The following is a 24,261-nucleotide window of genomic DNA, read 5'->3' as shown; positions in this document are numbered from 1 at the left end:
GTCGGCGTGAATTGTGCGTTAACGCAGGTTGCGCGGCGACTACGTCGCGTTCGTGGAGCCGGCCCGCGCGAGGATGCGCAGACGTGCGGCTTCGGCGTCGGGGCCGAGCCCCTGCACCGAGTCGAGCTTGAGCTGATCCACGATTGCCGCGGCGATGGCGGTACGGGTCTCGTCGGTCTCGTACCCGGCGATGAGCTCGCGTTCGGCATCGAAGTCGGCGATGTCGTGTCCGATGTTCTCGGTGTCCAGGCGGGCCAGCACGCGGTCCACGGCCAGCACGGTGCTCTCCGGATCGGCGACGAGCCCAGCGTTGAGGAAGGCGCCGAAGGTGGTGGCCTGCACCGCGTCGTCGGCGGCGATCTTGCCGAGGATCTGCTTGAACGCGTCGTCGGTCACCACATCGCGCAGCTTCTCGGTGAAGGCGACGCACTGGTTCTCGTGCACCGCCATCAATGCGAGCACATCGAGCGGGCCGAGTTCGGCGACCTCCTCGGGGTGCTGGCGATATCCCGCGGTGACGTGGATACGACGCCGTTCCTCCGCGTCGACCGGATCGATGGCCCGGGTGACGACCAGGTAGTCACGCAGCACGATCGCGTGGCGGTTGTCTTCGGCGGTCCACACGCCGACGAGCTGCCGCCAATCGGAGAACGCGGGAAAGTGCTTGGCCAGCACGCGATGGAAGGACGGCAGATTGTCCTTGGTCAGCAGCAGGGCCAGGACGCCCGCACGGGCCTCGTCGGAGATCGTGGCCTGCGACGGATCCCAGTCCTCGCCACCCAGGAACGCGAAGTTCCGACCGAGATCCCACGGCACCCAGTCGTGCGGGTTCCACGGAGTGGCTGCCGCTTGGTGATCCTCGGCGATCTCCGGTAGCGCCTTCTCGAGCGCGATGATCAGCTCATCGGTGGTCAATGCGTTCACCGGAGCAAGGATAGAGAACCGACGGGCGCTCTGGCCATCCGGGTGCGTGCGAATCCCGCGGGTACGTCAGGCTTCTTCGGTTCTGCGGGCAACGCGCGTCACACGCGACTCATCAGGCCCCATTCCTCCAGGCCGTCGTAGAGGGGGAAGTCGAGCGCCAGTGCGGACACCCGGCCACGCAGTGCCGAGACGTCCGCATCGGAGCCGGCGGCCAGGGCCGTCGCGATGATGTCGGCCACCTCGGTGAACTCGGTGTCGCCGAAGCCACGGGTGGCCAGCGCCGGCGTGCCGATCCGCAGCCCCGAGGTGACCATCGGCGGGCGCGGGTCGAACGGAACGGCATTGCGGTTGACGGTGATGCCGATCTGGTGGAGCAGATCCTCGGCCTGTTGTCCGTCCAACTGGCTGTTGCGCAGGTCCACCAGCACCAGGTGGACGTCGGTGCCGCCGGTGAGCACCGACACCCCGGCCTTCTCCACATCGGCGCCGGTGAGGCGTTCGGCGAGGATTCGGGCGCCCGACAGGGTGCGTCGCTGGCGTTCGGCGAACTCGTCGGTGCCGGCGATCTTGAGCGCGACGGCCTTGCCGGCGATCGCATGCATCAGGGGTCCGCCCTGCTGCCCGGGGAACACCGCGGAGTTCAGCTTCTTCGCCCAGTCCTGCTTGGCGAGGATCAGGCCCGACCGCGGTCCGCCGAGGGTCTTGTGCACGGTCGTCGACACCACGTCGGAGTACGGCACCGGCGACGGGTGCTCGCCGGCGGCGACCAGGCCCGCGAAATGGGCCATGTCCGTCCACAGCAGCGCACCGACCTCGTCGGCGATCGATCGGAAGGCCTCGAAGTCGAGGGTGCGCGGATACGCGGACCAGCCTGCGCAGATGACCTTCGGCCGGGACGCGAGGGCGATCTTGCGCACCTCGTCCATGTCGATGCGGAAGTCCTCTTTGCTCACACCGTAGGACTCGATCTCGTACAGCTTGCCGGAGAAGTTCAGTCGCATCCCGTGGGTGAGATGCCCGCCGTGCGCGAGGTCGAGACCGAGCATCTTGTCGCCCGGGTTCATCAGCGCCATCAGCACCGCGGCGTTGGCCTGGGCGCCCGAGTGCGGCTGAACATTGGCGAAGTCCGCGCCGAAGAGGCTCTTGGCACGGTCGCGAGCGATGTCCTCGACCACGTCGACGTACTCGCATCCGCCGTAGTAGCGACGGCCGGGATAGCCTTCCGCGTACTTGTTGGTGAGCACACTGCCCTGCGCCTGCAGCACGGCCCGCGGAACGAAGTTCTCCGAGGCGATCATCTCGAGGGTGTCGCGCTGTCGGCTCAGCTCACCGTTCATCGCCGCGGCGACATCCGGGTCCAGTTCGGCCAGCGACATCGAATTCAGGCTCATGGGTGACAAGTCTATGGTCCTGGCCGCGCCGCCCCGAGTTCGGCTCTCAACTGGGCCGGGGTCAGCGGTTCGTCGAGCAGCCGCCCGAAGCGACCCAGACGTTCGGGCGCGGGCACCGAGTCGAGCCACTCCCCGAGGAGCCGATAACCCTCGACGTAGGTGGAGATGTAGGCGCGCCACAACGGCGAGGTCAGGAACCGCAACATCTGGCGCGCCCGTTCCGGTGTCGCGAGCAGCCACTGCTGCAGGAATTCGGCGACCGTATCGGCGCCCGCACGGCGGTCGTGCAGCAGCAATGCCGCGTCCTGGCGGACACCGAGCAGGCCGCTCGATGCCCGCGCCATCCGCTGGGCGCGCTCGCCGTCGAAGCGCAGACCGAGGTCGGCGTAGATCTCCTGCGCCCACACTCCCCAGTCGTCACCGATCGCGGCCACCAGGGCGTGATCGGCCAGCCCCTCGGCCATCAGGCACTGTGGCGTGTTCACGAGGAAGATCGTCTGTTCGTGCTGCCCACCGCCGACCAGGATCTGCTCCTTGCGGCAATGCTCGGTGTGATGCCCCGGGTAGGCCTCGTGCGCGATCAGGTGCGGCAGTGTCGACATGTACTGCGTGAGATCGACATTGATCGCCACCCGGGAACGGTAGTCACCGAGGTAGTAGTTGAAACCGGACCAGGGCTTGTCCGTGACGACCTCGAAATCGACGATCTCTCGATCCGGCAACGGGTATGTCGACCGGACTCGTTCGCGCAGCGCACCGGTGAACGCCCGCACGCAGTCGTCGACCCGTTCGGGCGGGATCTCGTCGGAACGCCGGTGGTTCAGGTACGCCTCGGCGAGCGCCGCACCGGACGCGCCCGGCACACCCAGCTCGACGGCCATCGCGGCGTGCGCCTCGCGGTAGACCTGCTGATCACCCAGCGCGATGTCGACGTCGAAGTAGCTGCGCACCTCGTCGACGAACGCGATGTCGTCGCCGGCGAACTTGCGCGCCGAGCACTCCATCGCGGACAGGTGCGCTCGCAGGAATTCGGATCGCGCCGCACCGAGTTCCGCGGGGATGTCGGCGCGCAGTCCCCGGGCACGGTCGGCCAGAGCGGCGGGTTCGGGCGCCGGACCGTTGAGCACCTCGGCGCGCAGGGCGGGGTCACCCGTGTACGCATCGACGAACCCCTCTTCGAGACGGTCGAACGCGAGACCCAGCCGCAGATACTCCGTGATCGGCGACGACGCGGCAGTGGAGATGATCGGAGGGGACATGATCGGAGGCTACCGGCGGTCGATGGATCCGTCCGACCTAAGCTGTAGGACCATGGCACGCGACACGACCGGGCGCGATCCCAGTCTGTACCTGGAGCTCGACCGTCGGCAGTGGCGTGACCTGCGTGAATCCATGCCGATGGTGCTCACGGATTCCGAACTGCAACAACTCGTCGGACTCGGCGAGCAGGTCGACCTCGACGAGGTCGCCGATGTGTACCTGCCGCTGTCGCGTCTCATCCACCTCCAGATCGCGGCACGGCAACGACTGTTCGCCGCGACCTCGACCTTCCTCGGCGAGCGCCAGACCAACCGGCAGGTCCCGTTCATCATCGGCATCGCGGGCAGCGTGGCAGTCGGCAAATCGACCACCGCGCGCGTGCTCGCCGCATTGCTGGCCCGGTGGGAGTCGCACCCCAAGGTCGATCTCGTCACCACCGACGGCTTCCTGCTCCCGACCTCCGAACTCGAACGTCGGGGAATCATGCACCGCAAGGGTTTTCCGGAGTCCTACGACCGGCGCGCACTGCTCCGGTTCGTCACCGAGGTCAAGTCGGGCGCGCGCGAGGTCACCGCACCGGTGTACTCGCACATCGCCTACGACATCGTGCCCGACGTGAAACAGTATGTGCGCCAACCCGACATTCTCATCCTCGAGGGACTCAACGTCCTGCAGACGGGCCCGACACTGATGGTGTCGGACCTGTTCGACTTCTCGGTGTACGTCGATGCGAAGACCACAGACATCGAGCAGTGGTACATCTCGCGCTTCCTGCAGATGCGCACCACGGCGTTCGCCGACCCCGATTCGCATTTCCACTACTACTCGTCGCTGACCGACGCACAGGCCACCGTCGCCGCCCGCGACCTGTGGACGTCGATCAACCTACCCAACCTGATCGAGAACATCCTGCCCACGCGACCGCGGGCAACTCTGGTGCTACGCAAGGACGCCGACCATTCGATCAACCGGGTCCGGCTGCGCAAGTTGTGATCTGCGCGGTCACCGGAGCACCCGTTCGTCGAGTCCGACCGGGTAGTCCCCGGCGACCGCGAGTCGGTTCCACGCGTTGATCATCACGATGACCGCCACGATCTGGCCGAGTTGTCTGTCATCGAAAATCGCTGCGGCGCGGTCGAAGACATCATCAGGGACGCCTCGCTCGCCGAGCCGGGTCACGCACTCGGCCATCTCCAGCGCCGCTCGTTGACCGTCGGAGAACAGATGCGGCGACTCGCGCCACACCGCCACCATGCCCACCGTCGTCGGATCCAGCCCCGCGGCCCACGCATCCGTCAGATGCATGTGCAGACAGTACGCGCACCCGTTGATCTGCGAGACCCTGATCCGTACCAGTTCGGCCAGATCCGGCGGCACCCCTTCCGACGATGCCCGCTGCAATGCGACCAGTGCCTTGTACACCGCCGGGTTCGTCTGCGGAATCCACATCCGGGTCCGCGGTGCACCGTCGGTGGCCGCGGTCATGCCGCGTATTCGGTGTCGAGCCACTGGCCGAGCGTCGTCGAGGCGACGACCGAGGGCTGCTCGGGGACGAGCGCTCCGTCGCGAATCGGCGCACCGCCGAAGTTGATGGCGATCACCCATTTCGGTGAACCCGACCGTCGTGCAACGGCTTTGCCGATGTCGGCCAGATCCAGAACGTCCGGTCCGGCGACCTCCACCTCGCCGGCCGGAGCCGCCACGGCAACGTCGGCGAGAGCGGCGGCGGCATCGGCAACCGAGAGCGGCCGGCAGCGCATGTGCGGCACGGCGGCCACGGGACCGAGACGGAGGGTTCCCATCATCTGCTCGGCCAGTTCGAAGAACTGCGCCGACCGGACGATCGTCAGGCGATCGGCGGCCAGGGCCGCGCGGTATGCGTCTTCTTGTGCCGCCTTGCCCTGGTAGTAGCCGAACTTCGCGTTGATCGTCGGGTCCGCAGCATTGATGATCGACAGGCAGACCACGTGCGGAACGCCGGCCTTCGTGGCGGCATCCCCGACGTTGCGCGCGACCGTGCCGAAGAAGTCGATCGCCTTCTTCGCGCTGGTGGTGGTGACGTTCATACAGTCGATCACCACGTCGGCGCCGGCGAACACCTCTGCCAGTCCGGTGCCCTCGTAGGCGTCGACGCCGCTCGCGCGATTCGCCGCGACGACGTCGATCCCTCTCTCGCGCAATCGATCCACGAGTACCGAACCGATCACCCCGGTCGCCCCCAGCACCACCACTCGCATGACATCTTCCTTCCGTCGTTGTGTCCGTGATTCCACGATAAGCGCGAATTGCACCATGAAAGTGGTTCAATCAAGCCATGGCAAAGAGTGTCAATCCGGACCCGTGGGAGCAGGTGGCACGACGCCTCGGTGTCGACCTCTACCTGGACCTGCAGCCCGATCCGGGCGACGGGCCACGCGGGCGGGGCGGACGGCGCCGGCGCTCTCTCGCCGAAGCCCTCCGCGAGGCCATCAGCGACGGGCGGCTGACCGCGGGGACCCGCCTGCCGCCCTACCGGTCGCTGGCCGCGGACCTCGGTCTCGCACGTGGCACGGTGGCGGCGGTGTATCAGGAGTTGATCGCGGAAGGATGGCTCGTCGCACGCCAGGGATCGGGCACGCGGGTCGCCGACACCCCACGCCCGGGTTCGGCCTCACCCGCCGCAGCAGGCGCGACGCCGGGCACACCGCACCACGATTTCGGCCTGGGCCAACCGAATCCGTCACTTTTCCCGCGTGCGGCGTGGATCGCCGCGACCCGTCGGGTGATCACCGAGGTCCCGGACACCGCGTTCGGACCCGGGAATCCCCAGGGCAGCCCACGTCTGCGCCAGGCCCTCGCCGGCTACCTCGCCCGCGCACGCGGGGTGCGCACCGACCCCGATCACATCGTGTTGACGACATCGGTGATGGGAGCCCTGGGGTTGCTGTCACGCACCGTGTTCGGCGATGTCCTGGCCGTCGAGGGTCTCGGTCTGCCGTTTCATCGACAGGTGGTGGAGCGAGCCGGGACCCGAACCGTCCCACTGCCACTCGACCGCGACGGCGCCGAGGTGCGCCGATTGACCGCTGACACCTCCGCGGTGTTGCTGACACCGAGTCACCAGTTCCCCACCGGCTTCCCATTGTCGCCGGCGCGGCGGGCCGACGTGATGGAGTGGGCGCGCGCCCACGACGGACTCGTCGTCGAGGACGACTACGACGGCGAACTCCGATACGACCGTGAACCGGTGGGCGCGCTGCAGGCGCTCGGCCCCGACGAGGTGATCTACACCGGTTCGGTGAGCAAGAGCCTGTCCCCCGCGCTGCGCATCGCGTGGCTGGTCCTCCCACCACGACTCGTCGATACCGCGCGAAATGCGAAGGGGCCGCGCGAATCCGACGCGAGTATCGTCGATCAACTGATCCTGGCGGACATGATCGAGTCCGGCGCGTACGACCGGCACATCCGCCGTAGTCGTCAGTACTACCGCCGCCGACGCGACCACCTCACCGCCCGGCTGGCCGCCGCCGGCATCACCGTCCCGGGGATCGCCGCCGGCCTGCACGCGGTCATCCCGCTGTCGGCGGACACCGAACAGGAAGTGTTCACCGACGCGTGGCGACGCGGATTCGCACTCGCCTCGCTCTCGCTGTATCGCCACCCCGCGGCACCTCCCGCATCATCCGGGGACGGCGGGCTCGTCGTGGGATTCGGCACACCTCCGGCGTCGACGTTCCACGCGGACGTCGAGGCACTCATGCAGCTGATCGCCGACCATCGCCCGCGCTGACGGGGTCCGAGCCGAACTCTGACCGCGCTACTTCTCCAACCCTGACCGCGCTCCGCGCTACTTGCCGAACCGGCGGCTGCGGGCGGCGTAGTCACGCAGCGCCCGGAGGAAATCGACCCGCCGGAACTCCGGCCAGTACGCATCGGTGAACCAGATCTCCGAATATGCGCTCTGCCAGAGCAGGAATCCCGACAGGCGCTGTTCACCCGAGGTGCGGATGACGAGATCCGGATCCGGCTGGCCCTTGGTGTACAGGTTGCGGTCGATGGCGTCGACGGTGACCGCGTCGATCATCTGCTCGCCGGCCGCGCCCGATTCGAGACTCTCGCGCAGCAGCGACTGCACCGCGTCCACGATCTCCTGCCGACCGCCGTATCCGACCGCGACGTTGACGTTCATGCCGACCCGGTCACGGGTGCGTTCGGATGCGGTGCCCAAACGGTCGGCCACCGGAGCCGGCAACTGACCCAGGTCACCGACGACACGCACCCGCCAGTCGCCGGACGGACCGGAGATCTCGTCGACGATGGCCGGGACGATCTCCATCAGGGCGTCGAGTTCGTCGGAGGCGCGACTGAGATTCTCGGTCGAGAGCAGGTAGATGGTGACCGTGGAGATGTCGAGTTCGGAACACCAGCTCAGCATCTCGGCGATCCGCTGCGCACCGACACGATGCCCATGGCTGACGTCCTCGAAGCCTGCCTCGCGCGCCCAGCGCCGGTTCCCGTCGCAGATGATCGCGACATGGCGCGGCAGGCGCGTGGTGTCCATCAGCTGGATGAGCCGTCGCTCGTACACGCTGAGCATGGGACGACGGAGCCGATCGGGAAGAAGTTTCATCGCTGCCTGATCTTATCCGCTCAGAAACTTACGGTACCGTAGGTTTCGTGACCATCCTGGGGGAAGAGACCTCGACGCTGTCCCCGCCGCGACTGCGGGGCGTGATCCACCAGTACGCGGCGTGCGCTGCGGTCTGCGCCGGGATCGCCGTGATCATCGGGGCCGCCGTACTGCGCGGACCGGGCGCCGCGGCGGCATGTGCGGCGTATGCCGTCACCACGTTCGGCGTGTTCGCCGTGAGTGCGAGTTATCACCGCATCTCGTGGCGGACTCCGCGGGCACGCGTCCGGATGAAACGCGCCGATCACTCGATGATCTTCCTGTTCATCGCCGGCACCTACACGCCGTTCTGCGCGCTGGCCCTGCCGACAGACGTCCGATGGTGGGTGCTCGGCATTGTGTGGGCCGGAGCACTCGGCGGCGTCATGCTCAAGATCGCGTGGCCGGGGTCTCCGCGGTGGCTGGGGGTGGCGCTGTATGTGCTGCTCGGCTGGGTGATCATCGCCGTCGCACCCGCGTTGGTCGCCGAGGTCGGTTGGACCGTCATCGTCCTGCTCGCACTCGGCGGGATCTTCTACACCGTCGGGGGCATCCTGTACGCGGCGCGCTGGCCGAATCCGTGGCCGAACACCTTCGGCCACCACGAGGTCTTCCACGCCTGCACGGCCGTGGCCGCAGCGCTGCACTACGCGGCGGTCTGGCTGGTCCTGGCCGGCTGATCCGCTACCAGACGGCAGCGACCCCGGCCGTCTCTTCACCAACCCCTCACGTGTCGGACAACCGGCCGTGGCGGCCCGGACAGTCGACATTGATCGGCTGTCGTCATGCCCAGCTCGTCGCCGGACATCGTGGTCACCCCGGACCGGGGAATCCGGGTCGGCATCACCCGTCGGCGGTTTCTCAGCTGGACCGGAGCCGCCGCGGCGCTGGCCTTCACCCCCGGACTGCTCGCCGACACCACCGCGTCCTCCGGAGCCATGCGGCCCGGGGGCGACCTGTTCGGCCTCGGGGTGGCGTCGGGTGATCCGCTGCCCGACGGTGTGATCCTATGGACCCGGCTGGCGCCGAATCCGCTGGCCCGCGGCAGCGGGATGGGACCGGACATCATCGACGTCGACTGGGAGGTGGCCGACGACGAGTCGATGCGGCGGATCGTACGGAAGGGGCGGACCCGGGCAACGCCCGCGGCGGGCCACTCCGTGCACGTCGACGTCCGCGGACTCGCTCCGGCCCGCGAGTACTTCTACCGCTTCACCGCCGGCGGTGCGCGATCCTCGATCGGCCGGACCGTCACCGCGCCCGTCGGCACCGCATCGTCGATGACCTTCGCCCACGCGTCGTGCCAGTCGTGGGCCGACGGCTTCTACGTCGCCTACGCGGACATGGCAGCACACGCCCCGGATGTCGTGTTCCACCTCGGCGACTACATCTACGAGAAGCCCATCCACCGCGGCGGCGGGGCACGGGAGACGGCCGAGATGCCCGAGTCGGCGGCCCGCGAGTGCCTCGACCTCGACGACTACCGCGACCGCTACGCGCTCTACAAACTCGATCCGCACCTGCAGGACATCCACCGGACCAGCCCATTCGTCTGCGCCTTCGACGACCATGAGGTCGACAACAACTGGGCCGCGACGATTCCCGAGGACGGGATGCCGGTGCCCGACTTCCTGGTCCGCCGCGCGCATGCACTCCGGGCGTGGTGGGAGAACACACCGGTGCGGCTCACGCCGCGCGCGCCCGGCGCCGACATCCGCGCCTACCGACGTTTCCGCTACGGCACGCTCGCCGAGTTCAACGTCCTCGACACCCGAAGTCACCGCACCGACCAGCCCAACGGCGACGGCGACACCGCCCAGAACACCGCCACCGCCGACCGTCGCCACACCATCCTGGGGTCCACGCAGGAGCGTTGGCTACTGGACGGCTTCGGTCGCAGCCCGGCACGCTGGAACGTGCTCGCCCACCAGACCACGATCGCCGACCTGGCCCGCGACGACGACGGCGTGCGCGCGGTCAGCATGGACGGATGGAGTGGCTACGAGGCGTCGCGGAAGCGGGTGCTGGAAGGTGCCCGCGACCGCGGGGTGTCGAACCTCGTGTCCGTTGTCGGCGACATCCACCGCAACGTGGTCGCCGACCTCCGCACCACCTATCGGTACGAGTCGCCCACCCTCGGTGTGGAAGTGGCGGCCACGTCCATCGCCTCCGGTGGGGACGGCGAGGACAGCGACAGATCCGACCGGGCCCTCAAGGCCGCCTCGCCGCATGTCCGGTTCGGCAACGCCCAGCGCGGCTACGTCCTCAATCGGGTCCGCCCGGATCGCTGGGAGGCCGAGTTCCGGGTCGCCGACTCGATCCGCTCCCCCGACGAATCGCTCCACACCCGGGCCGTGGTGACCATCGCCCACGACCAGCCGGACGTCGACGTCGTCTGATCGGACACCCCTGCTGCCGACGGCGGCATCGTGCTGCGGACAGCAGCACGCCCCACCGCCGGTGCCCGGGCCGGATGATCCTGGTGCCATGAGCGACGACAAACATCCCTTCCCCCTCCGCCGACGGACCGCCGAGGGCCTGCTGAGTCAGCGAATCCTGATGCTGGACACCGCACTCGACGACGAGATCGGCAGTCAGCTGTGCGCCCAACTGGTGATGCTGGCGTCCGAGGACCCGGTCGCCGACATCTCGCTGTGGATCAACTCCCCCGGCGGCTCCGTCCCCGCGATGCTCGCCATCATGGACACGATGCGACTCGTCCCCAACGACGTCAGCACCGTCAACCTCGGAATGGCCTACAGCGCAGGACAATTCCTGCTGTGCAACGGCACGCGCGGCAAACGGTACGCACTCCGTCACGCCAAGGTGCTGATGCACCAGGGCTCGGCGGGAATCGGTGGGTACGCACCCGACATCGAGTTGCAGGCCGACGACCTGCGTCACGTCCGGGACACCGTTCTGGGGATCATCGCCGACCAGACCGGCCAACCGGTCGAGGAGATTTTCGCCGATTCACTGCGCGACCACGTGTTCAGTGCGGAGGAGTCGCTGGCCTACGGATTCGTCGACCATGTCGTCGACGATCTGGGCCAGATCCTGCCCGCCACTTCGGTCTCCGCCGGATTCGGGGTGGGCAGATGAGCACCTACACGATCCCGAACGTGATCAGCCGCAGTCCACAGGGCGACCGGGTGATGGACGTGTACAGCCGTCTGCTCGACGATCGGATCATCTATCTCGGCACCGAGATCGACGACGGCGTCGCCAACGCCCTCATCGCGCAGATCCTGCACCTGGACTCCGACAACCCGGATGCACCCATCGAGCTCTACATCAATTCGACCGGCGGTTCGGTGACGGCGACGTTCGCGCTCTACGACACGATGCAGTTCTGTCATGCGCCGATCGCGACGACCTGTGTGGGACAGGCGCTCTCGTCGACCGCGCTGCTGTTGGCTGCCGGCACACCGGGCCGGCGGGCGGTGCTGCCGCATGCCCGGGTGCTGCTCCACCAACCGTCCGGTCAGGGACGGGGCACCATTCCGGATCTGATCCTGGCCGCCGAGGAGATCTTGCGGATGCGTGCCGAGATCGAGCAGGCGATGAGTCGACACACCGGCCAGGACGTGGAGACCCTGCGTCGCGACACCGACCGGGACCGCGTGCTGCGCGCCGACGAGATCGTCGCCTACGGGCTGGCCGATCGCATCATCGACCAGACCCCATCTAGGGGTGCCTGACCGGCCGTCAGGCGGCCAGGGCGACAGGTCCGCGCAGATCGCGAGCCGGGGACGGAGCGGAGGCGGGCGCGCCACCACCGATGGCCCGTAACACCGGGACCGGCGCGGGCCGCGACAACTCCAGCGTCACCTCACGCGCCAGGTCGACCAACCCCAGACCGAGTGCACCGGCGACCGCCGCGAGCAGTTCCGACGAGGCGTCCTTGCGACCGCGCTCCAGTTCGGAGAGGTACTGACTGGAGACCCCGGCGCGTGCGGCGGTCTCCACCAGTCGCTCACCCCGGTCGTGCCGCGCCCGTCGCAACACACGCCCGGCGACCTCCCGCCACAGCGGTTCGGGATCGCGCGATCGGTCGTCCATGCGCCGATGATAGGTCGGCGTGAACGCTGCGGTCAGGCGGTTCTGCTCACGGCAGAACGCGTACTCGCGGGTCATCGTCTCCGGCGGCCCCGATATGCTGCGCCGGTGATCACGACGCAACCCGCCATCCGCCGCATACGCGGCGCTGTGGCCGGCGCTGCGTCTGGGATCAGCGCGATCGGTGCGCATGCCGCGGCCCACGGCGGACTCCCGGGGACCAGGGAACTGACCTTCCTGGTCGCGGTCTGCGCTGCGGTCGGTGCCCTGGTCGCGGCGTGGCGTAGCCCGGCCGCCGGGCGTCTCGCAGTGCTCGCCGGTGTGCTCGGCGGCGGCCAGATCGCCGCGCACCTGTCTCTCGCGGCACTCGCCGGCGGCCACGGCCTGATGATGTCGCCGCACATGGCGACCGCCCACGCCGCCGCCGCGGTCGCGACGGCGGTGACGTGCCGGGCACTCGAATCCGCCGTCGTCGTCGCGCTCACGGCTCTGATCAGGGTCATCCGGGTCCTGCTGTCCACCGCCGTCACGCAGGTGTCGGGGTGGACGCTGCGCACGGCGTGCGACGTCGACCGTCGCCCCGCCATCGCCGTTCACGCGACATCGGGTAGGCGCGGACCACCATCTGCGTGGAGTCGTCCCATCCTTCCGGCCTGACCCGAGACGCCTGACGCGCGGGTCGGGCGCCTCCCTGTCCGCACGTCACCTCGCGGTGACCCGTGCGCGCATATCCGAAAGGTCAACTCCGCGTGTCCCTCACCCAGGAACCGTCGGTTCCCTCCGCTCCACCCGAAAGCCCACCACCGTCGCGCTCCACCGGCGCCGGACGACTGTTGTTGCGTCGACTGCACTTCTACGCCGGCATCCTCGTCGCCCCGTTCCTCGTCGTCGCCGCCGTCAGCGGCGCGCTCTACGCCATCGCACCGACCCTCGAGAACGTCGTCTACGACCGATATCTGCACACCGACTCCACTGGAGCGCCGCAGCCACTCGCCGACCAGGTCGCGGCGGCCGTCGATGCGCGGGGAGACCTCGAGTTGTCGGCGGTGCGGCCGTCGACCGAGCCCGGCGACACGACCCGCGTCCTGTTCACCGACCCCGCCCTCGGCAAGTCGGAACGTCTCGCGGTGTTCGTCGATCCGGTCACCGCAGAGCCGGTCGGCGAACTCGTCTCGTACGGCGGCAGCGGCGCACTGCCCCTGCGCACCTGGATCAGTCAGCTGCACCGCCACCTGCATCTGGGCGAACCGGGCCGCATCTACAGCGAGCTCGCGGCATCGTGGCTGTGGGTGATCGCGCTGGGCGGTCTGCTCCTGTGGATCGCGCGGTACCGCAAGGGACGCGCCAACGGGAACGACCGTGTCCGACTCGCCACCGTCGACCGCAGGGTACGCGGACGCAACCGCACCCTGAGCTGGCACGGTGCGATCGGTGTCTGGATCGTCGTCGGGCTGGTGTTCCTGTCGGCGACCGGGCTGACCTGGTCACGGTTCGCCGGCGAGAACGTCAGCGACCTGCGGACCGCGCTCAGTTGGACGACCCCGGCGGTCGAGACCGACCTGACCGGCGGGTCTGCGGAAGCCAGTGGTGACCACGGTGGACACACCGGGCATGACGTGACTGCCCAACCCGAGACCGCACCGGCGGTGGATGTCGTGCCGCAACTCGACAGCGTGCTGAGCCTGGCCAGATCGGCCGGCGTCGAGGACAAGGTCGAGATCACTGTCCCCACGGACGCACAGACGGCCTACAAGGTCACCGAGACGCGGGAGCCGTGGCAGTTCTCGCCGAACTCGGTCGCCATCGATGCCGACGGCGGCACCGTTGTCGACACGTCGTGGTTCGCCGACTGGCCCCTGGCCGCCCAGCTCACCAACTGGGGCATCGCGCTGCACATGGGCCTGCTGTTCGGGCTGTGGAGCCAGATCGCACTGTTCGTTCTGGCGGCGGCGCTGGTCGTGCTGATCGTGCGCGGCTACCAGATGTGGTGGCAGCGGCGGCCGCGCAACGGCTCCCGCCCGGTCGGGCGCGCACCCGGCCGCGGTGGCCTGCGTGATCTCGGGGTGCCCGCGGCCGTGGGGGTCCTGGTGGTCGCGGCGGTGATCGGTTGGTTCGTACCGCTGCTCGGTATCAGCCTCGCCGTATTCCTGGCCGTCGACGTCGCGATCGGTCTCGGGCGCAGGATGCGGACGGGCTGAGACGGGAAGTCAGGCGCGTCAGCTGCGGGCCAGCGTCGCCAGCACGGCGGCGCTGGTCTCCCAGCCCATGCACTTGTCGGTGACCGACTGCCCGTAGGTCAACGGCTGCGCGTCGGGCGACTGCGCACCCGGTTCGAGGAAGCTCTCCAGCATCACGCCGCTGATCGTGACCGGGTTCCCGGCCACCCGCGTCGCCCGGACCGCGGCGGCGATCTCCTCGGCGACCTCGGCCTGACGGACATGGTCCTTGCCCGAGTTCGCGTGCGAACAGTCGATCATGATCCGTTCGGGCAGACCGGCTTTGGCGAGCGATGCGACGGCGGCGGAGACGGACTCCGGGTCGTGGTTGGGGCCGCTCGTGCCGCCACGCAGGATGACGTGGCAGTCCTGATTGCCCGCGGTCTCCACGACCGCCCCGCGGCCGAAGTCGTCGACTCCGAAGAACACGTGACCCGCCGCGGCGGCCTTGACGCCGTCGATCGCCACCTGCACGTTTCCGTCGGTGCCGTTCTTGAAACCGACCGGCATGGACAGACCCGAGGCGAGTTGACGGTGCACCTGCGACTCAGTGGTGCGGGCGCCGATGGCGCCCCAGGCGACCGCGTCGGCGATGTACTGCGGGCTCGTCGGCTCGAGGAACTCGCAGCCGACCGGCAGCCCGAGATCGATGATGTCGAGCAGCAGCGACCGCGCTGTGCGCAGGCCACGCTCGACGTCGAACGAGCCGTCCATGCCGGGATCGTTGATGAGACCCTTCCACCCGACCGTGGTGCGTGGCTTCTCGAAGTACACGCGCATGACGATCTTCAGACGATCGGCGTGGTCGGCCGCCAGGGGCGCGAGGCGGCGTGCATAGTCGATGGCCGCGATCGGGTCGTGCACGGAGCACGGCCCGACGACGACGAGCAGGCGGTCGTCGCGGCCGGCGAGGATGTCGGCGCTCTCGTCGCGATCCTTCTGCACCGCGATCGCGCGGCGCGCGCTCAGCGGGAGTTCGGCGCGGATCGTGTCCGGCGCGGGGATCGAACGGAACGACTTGATCCGGCGATCGGAGGTCGATTCTGCAGCGGTCAAGTCCGGGATGGTGGTCACGTCATGCCTTTCGGGGTCAGGCCGGTCTGTCGGGCGGCCCCCGGTCGGTCGTCGATCACCAGGGGCCCTCAAAAATGACAAGAGCAGCAACCTGAGGGTCGCTGCTCTGGGCTCCGGGTGTTCGCGCGCGGCGATTCAGCGCTTCATCGCGGCCCCACCCGGAGCCTCGATAAAGCGCCAATAGACGCGTGCGGTGTTCATCACGGCGACCAGGCTAGCACGAGGAGACAGGCGCTCCAACCGACGACGATCGCGGCGGCAACCCCGGGCGCCACCGCGGGCGGTCATGGATGTCCACGGTCGATCAGCTGGCTGAGCACGATGATCGACTCGGAGTGGTCGACTGGGCCCGCGCTCCGGATCCGTTCGAGGGCCCGCTCGAGATGCCGGACGTCGCCGGCGCGCACGCGCAGCAACGCATCTGCCTGCCCGGTGATGGTGGCAGCGCTGACCACTTCTGGGATCGGCTCCCAGGCCTCTTTGAGGACCTCGGGCGAGATGTTGCCGCGACAGAAGACCTGCACGTAGGCCTCGGTGGTCCACTGCATGGCGTCCGGGTCGATCACCGCGGTGAATCCCTTGATCACGCCGTCGTCGAGCAATCGGTCGACGCGACGCTTCACCGCGGGCGCCGAGAGCCCGACCACCTCCCCCACCTGCGCGTAGGTCGCCCGCGCGTCGCGGGTGAGGCAGGCGAGGACTTTCTCGTCCAGTTCATCGAGGTGACGCAACGTATCTCTGCCTCCGATTGAAATACAGGTGATCTGTTCCGGTAATGCGCAATGTACGGCGATTGATTGCACCACTGTGGCACGATAGCGTCGATTCATGACGATCACGAGTCCTTCCGCCGTGCCCGCGATCACCCGGATGCCCCGGGTCCGCACCTACGCGATGACGCCTCCGATCCACTTCACGGTCGACTACGCCATCAACCCGTGGATGGACCCGTCGACGCCGGTGGACACCGAACTCGCTGTCGCGCAGTGGCTGAAGCTGCGGGAGGTCTACGAATCACTCGGCCACACCGTGCACGTCGTCGACCCGCAACCGGGCCTGCCGGACATGGTCTACGCCGCCAACGGCGGGCTGAGCGTCGGCGGTTGCACGGTCGCCGCGCGATTCGCCTTCTCCGAGCGCGCGGCGGAGGCCGATCACTACGCGGCCTGGTTCGCCGACGCGGGCCTCGGCCCCGTCCATCAGACCACCGACATCCAGGAGGGCGAGGGCGACTTCCTCGTCGTCGGCGACCGCATCCTGGCCGGAACGGGTTTCCGCACCCACCGCGACACCCACGCGGAGGTCGCCACGCTCACCGGGATGCCGGTCGTCACACTGGAATTGATCGACCCGCGGTTCTATCACCTCGACACCGCGCTCGGCGTGCTCGACGACGACACCATCGCCTACTACCCACCGGCATTCTCGCCGGCCTCCCGGGCCGTTCTCGCCGAACTCTTCCCGACCGCCATCATCGCCACCGATGCCGATGCGCTCGTGCTCGGACTGAACCTGGTGTCCGACGGCCACCACGTGGTGATGACGGACGCCGCACCCGAACTCGCTGCGGCGATTCGCGACGCCGGCTACGAGCCCATCGGGGTGGACCTGTCCGAACTCCTCAAAGGCGGCGGCGGGATCAAGTGCGCGACCCTAGAATTGAGACGACTCGACAGTGACGTCGACGCGCTCGGCGTAGAAGGGGAGGCGGACGTGCAGACCATCGCCGAACCGCATGTGGCGCACAACTATTCGCCGCTGCCGGTGACCGCTGCGACAGCGGAGGGCGCGTGGATCACCGACGTCGACGGCCGCCGCTACCTGGACTGCCTGGGCGCCTACTCGGCGGTCAACTTCGGCCACCGGCATCCACGGATCGTCGCCGCCGCCATCGAGCAGCTCGATCGCGTGACCCTCACCAGCCGGGCGTTCCGGTCCGATCGACTCGAGCCGTTCTGCGCGTCGTTGGCGACGCTGTGCGGCAAGGACATGGTGCTACCGATGAACACGGGCGCCGAGGCCGTCGAGTCCGCGCTCAAGGTCGCCCGCAAGTGGGGCTATGACGTCAAGGGCGTGCCGGACGGACAGGCCACGATCATCGTCGCCGGCGGAAACTTCCACGGACGCACGATCAGCATCGTCAGCTTCAGCGACGACCCGGACGCGCGCAACGGATTCGGTCCGTTCACACCGGGTTTCGTCCAGGTGCCCTACGGTGACGCCGACGCCCTGGCGGCGGCCGTGGACGACACCACCGTCGCCGTGCTGGTGGAGCCCATCCAGGGCGAGGCCGGGATCATCGTCCCGCCCGACGACTATCTGCCACGCGTACGTGCCATCTGCACCGAGCGGAATGTGCTGATGATCGCCGACGAGATCCAGTCGGGCCTCGGGCGGACCGGCACCACCCTGGCCGTCGCGCACTGGGGTGTGGAACCCGACGTGTACACGCTGGGCAAGGCGCTCGGCGGCGGCATTCTGCCGGTGTCGGCGGTGGTCGCGAACAGCGACGTCCTCGGCGTCCTGCATCCCGGTGAGCACGGGTCGACCTTCGGCGGCAATCCGCTGGCTGCAGCGGTCGGCCACACGGTCGTGGACATGCTCGCCGAGGGAACCTGGCAGGCCCGGGCGACCACGCTCGGTGACCGGATGCACGCTCGGCTGCGCGACCTGATCGGCCACGGTGTGATCGCGGTGCGCGGACTGGGACTGTGGGCGGGCATCGACGTCGACCCGTCGGTCGGCACCGGCAAAGAGGTGTGCCTGCGCCTGGCCGAACGCGGAGTCCTCGCCAAGGACACCCAAGGCAGCACCCTGCGGCTGGCGCCACCCCTGGTCATCACCACCGATGAGATCGATTGGGCGGTCGATCAGTTGGCGGAGGTCGTAGGCTCGTCTGCGTGACCGATGAATCAGCCGGGGCTCCGGCGCGAACGACCGGCCGGGTGCTGCTGATCCGGCACGGGCAGACCGAGTGGTCGCTGACGGACCGCCATACCGGCCGGACCGACATCGGCCTGACCGCCCACGGCGAGACCGACGCACGCGCCCTGGCCGGCATCGCCGACAGACTCGGGCTGACCGACCCGTACGTGTTCGCCTCACCGAGAACGCGTGCGCGCCGAACCGCCGAGTTGGCCGGGCTCACGGTGGACGCCGTCGACGACTGCTTTGCCGAGTGGGACTACGGCGATTACGAGGGACTCACGCGCGCCGAGATCCACACACGCCACGACCCCGACTGGGCGATCTGGACCTCCGGCGCTCCCGGCGGCGAATCGGTCGACGAGATGACCCAGCGGGTGGACCGTGCCGTCGACCTGGTCGATGACCGGCTGGCCGCCAACGACGTCATCGTGGTGTCGCACGGGCATTTCTCCCGGTCGTTCATCTGCCGCTTCCTCGGCTGGTCCATCGCCCACGGCGCGGAGATCGACCTCCGTCCCGCCGGAGCTGCGCTGCTCATTCATCTGGCGTCCGGTCGTCGGTTGAGCACTCTGGTCGGGCCCGAGGGTGCCGCGGCGACGCATGCGGCCTTGTGATGTGTGTGGCGCTGTGATGTGTGTGGCTGTGAGTTGGTGACCTATTCCCGCGCCCGGATGACGTCACCCAGCACCTGCGCCGTCGCACGCTGACCCGCCTTGGTCGGGTGATAGCTGCCGAGCGACCAGTTCAGCAGCGACAGATTGTCCGGGCCGTACTGCGGCGCATGCAGCCGTGGCCCCCAGATCCACGGATCGGCGCTGCACAGGTCGTGACGTTGCCGCCACGGGGAACCGGCGCGATCCAGATCGACGAAGGTCTCGCCGAACAGTGCGGCGTTGGCGCGAGAGATCTCGTCGACCTTGTCGATGAAGTTGTTGAGCAACACGACTTCCCGGTCCGACATGAACCAGCCGCACCGTGCGCGGTACTCCTGCCCCACCCGGGGCACCACCTGCGGGGCGCCGAGGGTGTAGATACGCGCATCTGGCGCCCGCGCTTTGATCTTGCGGTAGATCCGGCGCTCGTCGTGCCGTTGCTGCTCGTCGAGGACACGCATGGAACGCCGTACCGTGTTCGGTTCGCATTCGCGCAGCTGTACACACGCAACGACGTTCAGGAATTCCGGATTGCCGATCACCTGCATCACCACGATGTCGGTGTCGGCCGGCAGATGGTCGATCTGCCGTCCCTCGTCGAACTGCGCGGTCCGATCCACATGTTGCGGTTGCGCATTCGCGCACGTGACGTTGATGAGCGGAGCTCCGAGTGATCGGGCGACGAGCTCGACGGCGGCATGCCGGCTGCGGAAACAGTAGTTGTCGGGACCGGTCGTCCCGGTTTCGTACGACGACGTGTCCGCCGGCAACGGCCGGTAATCGTCGGCGCCCTGGCCGGAGATGTAGGAATTCCCCAGCGCCACCATCCGCGGAGCCGGCGACGCCTCGGCGTGTGTGAGCACCGAACTCGCGCAGAGGCCCGCGACCACTGTGACAGCGATGACGGTGAGCGAACGCATGTGCCGCCCGATGTACCTTGCGGCAGTATGCATCCCGTCACGGTACCGGCATACCTCCCAGCTCACAATGGTCCGGACGGACTACACAGCCTATGGTTGACTGGGCGCCGTTCTCCGTCGACTGGGCGCCACTTTCCGTCGACTGTGCGCTACTCCCCGTTGACTGGGCGCCGTCTGGTTGACTGCGCAGACGGTTCACCCGCCGTCGGTGGGCCGTCCCGGCATGGGGTGAAGGTGCCACTGTCCCGGCGGATCCAGTTCGAATCAATCAAGACGACCTCGCGGCAGCCCTCGACGAGCCTCTTTCAGATGCAGCCGACGGTCATTTCAGGTTACGTGCGCCCAGTCGACGGAGAACGGCGCACAGTCAACGAAAAGTAAGGCACAGTCAACGAAAAGTAGCGCACGGTCGACGGAATGTGGCGCCCAGTCGACGAGTACCACTACACGAGTTCCAGACCCATCTCCACGATGTCCCACAGCTCACCGTTGCGACGCCGATACTGCCTCGGCCGCAAGCCTTCCCGGACGAACCCATGCCGTTCGTACAATCCGATCGCAGCGTGGTTGTGCGGCCACACCTCCAACACCACTTTGTGCGTACCCCGCTCGCGGCTCCAGGTCAGGATCGACTGCAGCAGCGCGGAACCGACCCCCTGCCGACGATGCTCGGCGAGCACATGCATGCCGAAGGTCACCGGCCCGGGGTGCTGATCGAATCCCGATGCCATACCGATGAACCGATCCGCGGCGTCCACCGCCACCACGACATGTGCGGTGTCGTCGTCGAGGACCCGTCGGAAGACCTCCATCGCCGCATCGATGTCGACCGGAGGTTCGGCGAGTATCCAACGCCCTTCGGCGGCCACTTGGGCCCGCGACTCGGCCACGGCGCGGGCGTCGTCGGCGTTCGCGGCACGCACCTCGAACTGCAGGTGCCCGGTCATCACGTCACGCCAACTGGGCAAGCAGCGCGCCACCGTCGGTGACGGGCAGACCGCACACGGTGCCCCGGCACACGTATGCGGCGTCGGCCCCGTCCACCGTGCCCCGGCCGTCCAGCAACGGGATCGAATCACGTTTCCCGGCAACGACGATCGATCCGCCGGGTGCGATGGCGCGGGCGTGGGCGGCCAGGTCGCCCGGGCTGCCCTCGCCCTGGGCCACCGCGATCTGCAGCGGTCCCGCCACCCGTGCCACGGCCACCGACAACCAGTGGCCCGCCGATCGCGGCACCTTCGCGAGTAGCACGACCGCGCGTGCGAGCGTCTGGTCGAGCAACTCCGCATACCGTGTCGCCGGACCGAACTTCGCCAGCGCGGATGCGGCCAGCAGGGCTTCGGCCATCAGCGACGCGCCGGCCGGCGTGGCTCCGTCGACCGGATCCCGGGGCCGGGTGATGAGGTCGCTGTCGATCGAGTCGAACCATGTACCGGGATGGTCGGGATCGGCGAAAGCCGTGATCGCCGTGTCGATCAGGCTCAGTCCTTCGTCACGCCACACCGGGTCGCCGGTGACCTGATGCAGCGTGAGCAGTGCGGTGACCAACGCGGCATGATCGTCGAGCGCCGCGACCGGTGCCCCCACCCGACCGTCGAGAGACGAGCGACGCAGCACACCGTCGACGTTGTGGGTGTCGAGAAGTGAACGCGCACACCATGCGCCGAGTTCGATCCAGTCGGGACGGCCCAAACCTGCACCCGCCTCGGCCAGGGCCGTGACCGTCATCGCGTTCCACCCGGTGACGACCTTGTCGTCGCGCGCCGGCTGCGGTCGACGCGACCGTGCCTCCAGCAGGCGGCGTCGCACCGCGTCGAACCACTCCGGGTCATCCGCATCGTGCGCCAGCTGCAGCGTCGACTGGCCGTGCTCGAAGGTTCCCCCCTCGGTGACCCCGAAGAGATCGGCTGCCCGACGACCGTCATGTTCACCGAGCACGCTGATCAGTTCGTCCGGCGACCACACGTACGTCGACCCCTCGACCCCGTCCGCGTCGGCATCGAGCGACGAGGCGAACCCGCCTGCGACCTGCAGGTCACGCCGCAGGAACTCGACCATCTCCTCGGTCACCCGGCGAGCGAACGCGTCCCCGGTACGGCGCGCGATGTGGGCGTAGACGCGCAGCAACTGCGCATTGTCGTACAGCATCTTCTCGAAATGCGGTACCACCCAGTCGTTGTCGACGGCATAGCGCGCGAAACCGCCGGCGAGCTGATCGTGGATGCCGCCGCGCGCCATCGCCGAGCATGCCCTGCGGACCGCGTCGAACGCGGCGTCGTCGCCGGTCCGTTCCGTCCAGCGCACCAACCCTTCGAGCAATGCAGAAGGCGGGAACTTCGGTGCGCCACCGAATCCTCCGGACGTGCGGTCCTCGTCGTCGAGTGCGGTCGACACCGCATGAGCGAGGAGACGGTCGTCGAGGCCGACGTCGGAGAGCGGTAGTGCAGAGCTGTTGGCCTCGAGGTGATCGGCCACCCGCTGCCCCATCGCGTCGATCTCGTCGCGGCGCTGCGTCCACGCCTCGGTGACCGCGCCCATGATCTGCGGGAACGACGGCATCCCGCCACGCGGCGAGGACGGGAAGTACGTCCCGCAGTAGAACGGGTCGCCCGACGGCGTCAGAAAGCACGTCATCGGCCAGCCGCCCTGACCGGTCATCGCGACGGTGGCGTTCATGTAGATGGCGTCGATGTCGGGCCGTTCCTCGCGGTCGACCTTGATGCACACGAAATCACGATTCATCTGCGCGGCGATGACGTCGTCCTCGAAGGACTCGTGCGCCATGACATGGCACCAGTGGCAGGCGGCGTAGCCCACCGACAGCAGGATCGGGACGTCTCTGCGCGCCGCCTCCGCCAGCGCCGCGTCTCCCCACTCCTGCCAACCGACCGGGTTGTCGGCGTGCTGGCGTAGGTAAGGACTCGTCGACGCGCCGAGCAGGTTAGGTGTCGGCGGACCTTCGCTCATCGGCATGCACCCCATCTGTCGTGTCCGACGTGTTGTCGGGGTCTGCTGTGTTCTCCCGGTCGGCGACGCCGTCGTCGCCCACCGAATCCGTTCCATCGTCGAAAGCCTGATCGGGTTCGGGATGATCGGCGTCGAAATTCTTCGGGAGCTTCTTCAGTCGGGAATTCATCGACCGGATCAGGAACCCCGTCGCGACGAGCAGCACGATGATGATCAACAGGCCCAGCGGCGACGCCTTGCCGAACTCCGGCCCCTGCGGCTCCTGGGCCAGGACGAGCCCGACAGTCGTACTCAACGTGCTCACGGTTCCTCGATTCCGGCGAACAGATCGGTCTCCGGGATCGACGTCTTCACCCGCGTCTTGGCCAGCTCGAACTCCTCGGTCGGCCACAGCCGCTGCTGCCATTCCAGCGGTACCGCGAAAAACACCCCGTTGGGATCGATCTGGGTCGCATGGGCCCGCAACGCGTCGTCACGCTGCGGGAAGTACTTGCCGCATTCGACCTGCGTGGTGACCCGACCCATCAGGTCGCCGCGGCTCGGGTCCCACTTGCTGAGCCACTCGGTGAACGGAGATTCCTGCCCGTGTCGTTCGAACTCGTCGGAGAACAACACCATGCGGTCCCGGATGAAACCGTGCGTGTAGTACAGCTTCGACACCGTCCACGGCTCACCGGTCCCCGGATACGCCTCCGGATCGCCGGCCCGGTCGAACGCCGCCACCGACACCTCGTGGTCACGGATGTGATCCGGGTGCGGGTAACCGCCACGCTCGTCGTAGGTGATCATCACGTGCGGACGGAACTCGCGGACGACCTTCACCAGGGCCTCGATCGGTTCCTCGATGTCGATGTCGGCGAACGAACCCTCGGGGACCGGCGGCAGCGGGTCTCCCTCCGGGAGTCCGGAGTCGACGAAGCCGAGCCACATCTGATCCACCCCGAGTGCCGCGGCGGCGTTGGCCATCTCCTCTTTGCGGACGTCGCTCATGCGTTCCTTGACGCCCGGCCGATCCATCGCCGGGTTCAGGATGTCGCCGCGCTCACCACCGGTGAGTGTGACGACGAGCACCTCATGTCCCTCGGCCGCATACTTGGCCGACGTCGCGGCACCCTTGCTGGACTCGTCATCCGGGTGAGCATGCACCGCCATCAGACGAAGACCGGCATGGGGTCCACCTGTGTGAGTTTCGGTCACGCTTCCTCACCTTCGGATCGATAC

Annotated in this window: 24 protein-coding genes; 10 read left to right on the top strand and 14 right to left on the bottom strand. The window is 68.2% G+C overall.

From position 1 onward, the window contains the following. Positions 1 to 39 precede the first annotated feature (39 nt). From V1Y59_RS04590 to V1Y59_RS04580, 3 genes are all read right to left on the bottom strand, one after another. Positions 40 to 924, bottom strand: a complete 885-nt coding sequence (locus V1Y59_RS04590) for an acyl-ACP desaturase (RefSeq protein WP_330503663.1) — start codon at positions 922 to 924, stop codon at positions 40 to 42. A gap of 98 nt (positions 925 to 1,022) precedes the next feature. After that, positions 1,023 to 2,300 (bottom strand): serine hydroxymethyltransferase, encoded by a 1,278-nt coding sequence (glyA, locus tag V1Y59_RS04585; protein WP_330503859.1) that lies wholly within the window; start codon positions 2,298 to 2,300, stop codon positions 1,023 to 1,025. A gap of 26 nt (positions 2,301 to 2,326) precedes the next feature. After that, on the bottom strand, positions 2,327 to 3,574 hold the full coding sequence (locus V1Y59_RS04580) for a DUF885 domain-containing protein (RefSeq protein WP_330503662.1): 1,248 nt from the start codon (positions 3,572 to 3,574) through the stop codon (positions 2,327 to 2,329). Between the two features lie 52 nt (positions 3,575 to 3,626). On the opposite strand from V1Y59_RS04580, the gene coaA reads away from it, so the two are divergent. Beyond that, positions 3,627 to 4,568 carry a type I pantothenate kinase gene (coaA, locus tag V1Y59_RS04575; protein ID WP_330430594.1) on the top strand — a complete coding sequence of 314 codons (942 nt, stop codon included), beginning with the start codon at positions 3,627 to 3,629 and terminating at the stop codon, positions 4,566 to 4,568. Between the two features lie 9 nt (positions 4,569 to 4,577). Here the strand turns inward: coaA and V1Y59_RS04570 are convergent, their stop codons facing one another. Both V1Y59_RS04570 and V1Y59_RS04565 read right to left on the bottom strand, forming a co-directional pair. Continuing rightward, positions 4,578 to 5,060 (bottom strand): carboxymuconolactone decarboxylase family protein, encoded by a 483-nt coding sequence (locus V1Y59_RS04570; RefSeq protein ID WP_330503661.1) that lies wholly within the window; start codon positions 5,058 to 5,060, stop codon positions 4,578 to 4,580. Beyond that, positions 5,057 to 5,812 carry an SDR family oxidoreductase gene (locus V1Y59_RS04565; RefSeq protein ID WP_330503660.1) on the bottom strand — a complete coding sequence of 252 codons (756 nt, stop codon included), beginning with the start codon at positions 5,810 to 5,812 and terminating at the stop codon, positions 5,057 to 5,059. The genes V1Y59_RS04570 and V1Y59_RS04565 overlap by 4 nt, the downstream gene beginning before the upstream one ends. 77 nt (positions 5,813 to 5,889) lie before the next feature. Here V1Y59_RS04565 and pdxR point away from each other — a divergent pair, with 77 nt between their 5' ends. Then, positions 5,890 to 7,344 carry a MocR-like pyridoxine biosynthesis transcription factor PdxR gene (gene pdxR / locus V1Y59_RS04560; protein WP_330503659.1) on the top strand — a complete coding sequence of 485 codons (1,455 nt, stop codon included), beginning with the start codon at positions 5,890 to 5,892 and terminating at the stop codon, positions 7,342 to 7,344. Between the two features lie 57 nt (positions 7,345 to 7,401). On the opposite strand, the gene V1Y59_RS04555 is transcribed toward pdxR, so the two are convergent. Beyond that, on the bottom strand, positions 7,402 to 8,184 hold the full coding sequence (locus V1Y59_RS04555; RefSeq protein WP_330503658.1) for an isoprenyl transferase: 783 nt from the start codon (positions 8,182 to 8,184) through the stop codon (positions 7,402 to 7,404). 53 nt (positions 8,185 to 8,237) lie between these two features. On the opposite strand from V1Y59_RS04555, the gene trhA reads away from it, so the two are divergent. The 4 genes from trhA to V1Y59_RS04535 all read left to right on the top strand — a co-directional run bounded on the left by trhA (position 8,238) and on the right by V1Y59_RS04535 (position 11,924). After that, positions 8,238 to 8,903, top strand: coding sequence for a PAQR family membrane homeostasis protein TrhA (gene trhA, locus V1Y59_RS04550; RefSeq protein WP_330503858.1), 666 nt, complete (start codon positions 8,238 to 8,240; stop codon positions 8,901 to 8,903). Positions 8,904 to 9,008: 105 nt separating this feature from the next. Then, a complete protein-coding gene (locus V1Y59_RS04545; protein ID WP_330503657.1) occupies positions 9,009 to 10,622 on the top strand; it encodes an alkaline phosphatase D family protein in 1,614 nt (537 codons plus the stop codon). 88 nt (positions 10,623 to 10,710) lie between these two features. Next, positions 10,711 to 11,325 (top strand): ClpP family protease, encoded by a 615-nt coding sequence (locus tag V1Y59_RS04540; protein WP_330503656.1) that lies wholly within the window; start codon positions 10,711 to 10,713, stop codon positions 11,323 to 11,325. Further along, complete coding sequence (locus tag V1Y59_RS04535) at positions 11,322 to 11,924, top strand: ClpP family protease (RefSeq protein ID WP_330503654.1); 603 nt, start codon at positions 11,322 to 11,324, stop codon at positions 11,922 to 11,924. The genes V1Y59_RS04540 and V1Y59_RS04535 overlap by 4 nt, the downstream gene beginning before the upstream one ends. Before the next feature lie 7 nt (positions 11,925 to 11,931). Here the strand turns inward: V1Y59_RS04535 and V1Y59_RS04530 are convergent, their stop codons facing one another. Further along, positions 11,932 to 12,285: a helix-turn-helix domain-containing protein gene (locus V1Y59_RS04530; protein ID WP_330503653.1), complete on the bottom strand. Its 354-nt coding sequence runs from the start codon at positions 12,283 to 12,285 to the stop codon at positions 11,932 to 11,934. A gap of 105 nt (positions 12,286 to 12,390) precedes the next feature. On the opposite strand from V1Y59_RS04530, the gene V1Y59_RS04525 reads away from it, so the two are divergent. Further along, a complete protein-coding gene (locus V1Y59_RS04525; protein ID WP_330503652.1) occupies positions 12,391 to 12,939 on the top strand; it encodes a hypothetical protein in 549 nt (182 codons plus the stop codon). Between the two features lie 92 nt (positions 12,940 to 13,031). Beyond that, positions 13,032 to 14,480, top strand: coding sequence for a PepSY-associated TM helix domain-containing protein (locus tag V1Y59_RS04520; protein WP_330503651.1), 1,449 nt, complete (start codon positions 13,032 to 13,034; stop codon positions 14,478 to 14,480). Positions 14,481 to 14,498: 18 nt separating this feature from the next. Here the strand turns inward: V1Y59_RS04520 and V1Y59_RS04515 are convergent, their stop codons facing one another. Together V1Y59_RS04515 and V1Y59_RS04510 are read right to left on the bottom strand one after the other, a co-directional pair. Next, a complete protein-coding gene (locus tag V1Y59_RS04515; RefSeq protein ID WP_330503650.1) occupies positions 14,499 to 15,572 on the bottom strand; it encodes a 3-deoxy-7-phosphoheptulonate synthase in 1,074 nt (357 codons plus the stop codon). 284 nt (positions 15,573 to 15,856) lie between these two features. After that, positions 15,857 to 16,303 carry an Lrp/AsnC family transcriptional regulator gene (locus V1Y59_RS04510; protein WP_330503649.1) on the bottom strand — a complete coding sequence of 149 codons (447 nt, stop codon included), beginning with the start codon at positions 16,301 to 16,303 and terminating at the stop codon, positions 15,857 to 15,859. Between the two features lie 97 nt (positions 16,304 to 16,400). Here V1Y59_RS04510 and rocD point away from each other — a divergent pair, with 97 nt between their 5' ends. Together rocD and V1Y59_RS04500 are read left to right on the top strand one after the other, a co-directional pair. Next, positions 16,401 to 18,476, top strand: a complete 2,076-nt coding sequence (gene rocD / locus V1Y59_RS04505; protein WP_330503648.1) for an ornithine--oxo-acid transaminase — start codon at positions 16,401 to 16,403, stop codon at positions 18,474 to 18,476. After that, complete coding sequence (locus V1Y59_RS04500; RefSeq protein ID WP_330503647.1) at positions 18,473 to 19,114, top strand: histidine phosphatase family protein; 642 nt, start codon at positions 18,473 to 18,475, stop codon at positions 19,112 to 19,114. The genes rocD and V1Y59_RS04500 overlap by 4 nt, the downstream gene beginning before the upstream one ends. Positions 19,115 to 19,155: 41 nt before the next feature. Here the strand turns inward: V1Y59_RS04500 and V1Y59_RS04495 are convergent, their stop codons facing one another. From V1Y59_RS04495 to mca, 5 genes are all read right to left on the bottom strand, one after another. Further along, positions 19,156 to 20,106 (bottom strand): SGNH/GDSL hydrolase family protein, encoded by a 951-nt coding sequence (locus V1Y59_RS04495; protein ID WP_330503646.1) that lies wholly within the window; start codon positions 20,104 to 20,106, stop codon positions 19,156 to 19,158. Between the two features lie 410 nt (positions 20,107 to 20,516). Beyond that, positions 20,517 to 21,020 carry a GNAT family N-acetyltransferase gene (locus V1Y59_RS04490; RefSeq protein WP_330503645.1) on the bottom strand — a complete coding sequence of 168 codons (504 nt, stop codon included), beginning with the start codon at positions 21,018 to 21,020 and terminating at the stop codon, positions 20,517 to 20,519. Positions 21,021 to 21,024: 4 nt separating this feature from the next. After that, positions 21,025 to 23,040: a thioredoxin domain-containing protein gene (locus tag V1Y59_RS04485; protein WP_330503644.1), complete on the bottom strand. Its 2,016-nt coding sequence runs from the start codon at positions 23,038 to 23,040 to the stop codon at positions 21,025 to 21,027. After that, a complete protein-coding gene (locus V1Y59_RS04480; RefSeq protein WP_330503643.1) occupies positions 23,015 to 23,344 on the bottom strand; it encodes a hypothetical protein in 330 nt (109 codons plus the stop codon). The genes V1Y59_RS04485 and V1Y59_RS04480 overlap by 26 nt, the downstream gene beginning before the upstream one ends. Further along, entirely contained in the window at positions 23,341 to 24,237 is an 897-nt protein-coding gene (gene mca / locus V1Y59_RS04475) for a mycothiol conjugate amidase Mca (protein ID WP_330503642.1), read from the bottom strand. Before mca ends, V1Y59_RS04480 begins: the two co-directional genes overlap by 4 nt. Between the last annotated feature and the right edge of the window lie 24 nt (positions 24,238 to 24,261).

The sequence above is a fragment of the Gordonia prachuapensis genome (genome assembly GCF_036350515.1).
Classification (GTDB): Bacteria; Actinomycetota; Actinomycetes; order Mycobacteriales; family Mycobacteriaceae; genus Gordonia; species Gordonia prachuapensis.
Note: the sequence above shows the minus strand (reverse complement) of the source record. Positions and strands in the feature narration are given on the sequence as shown.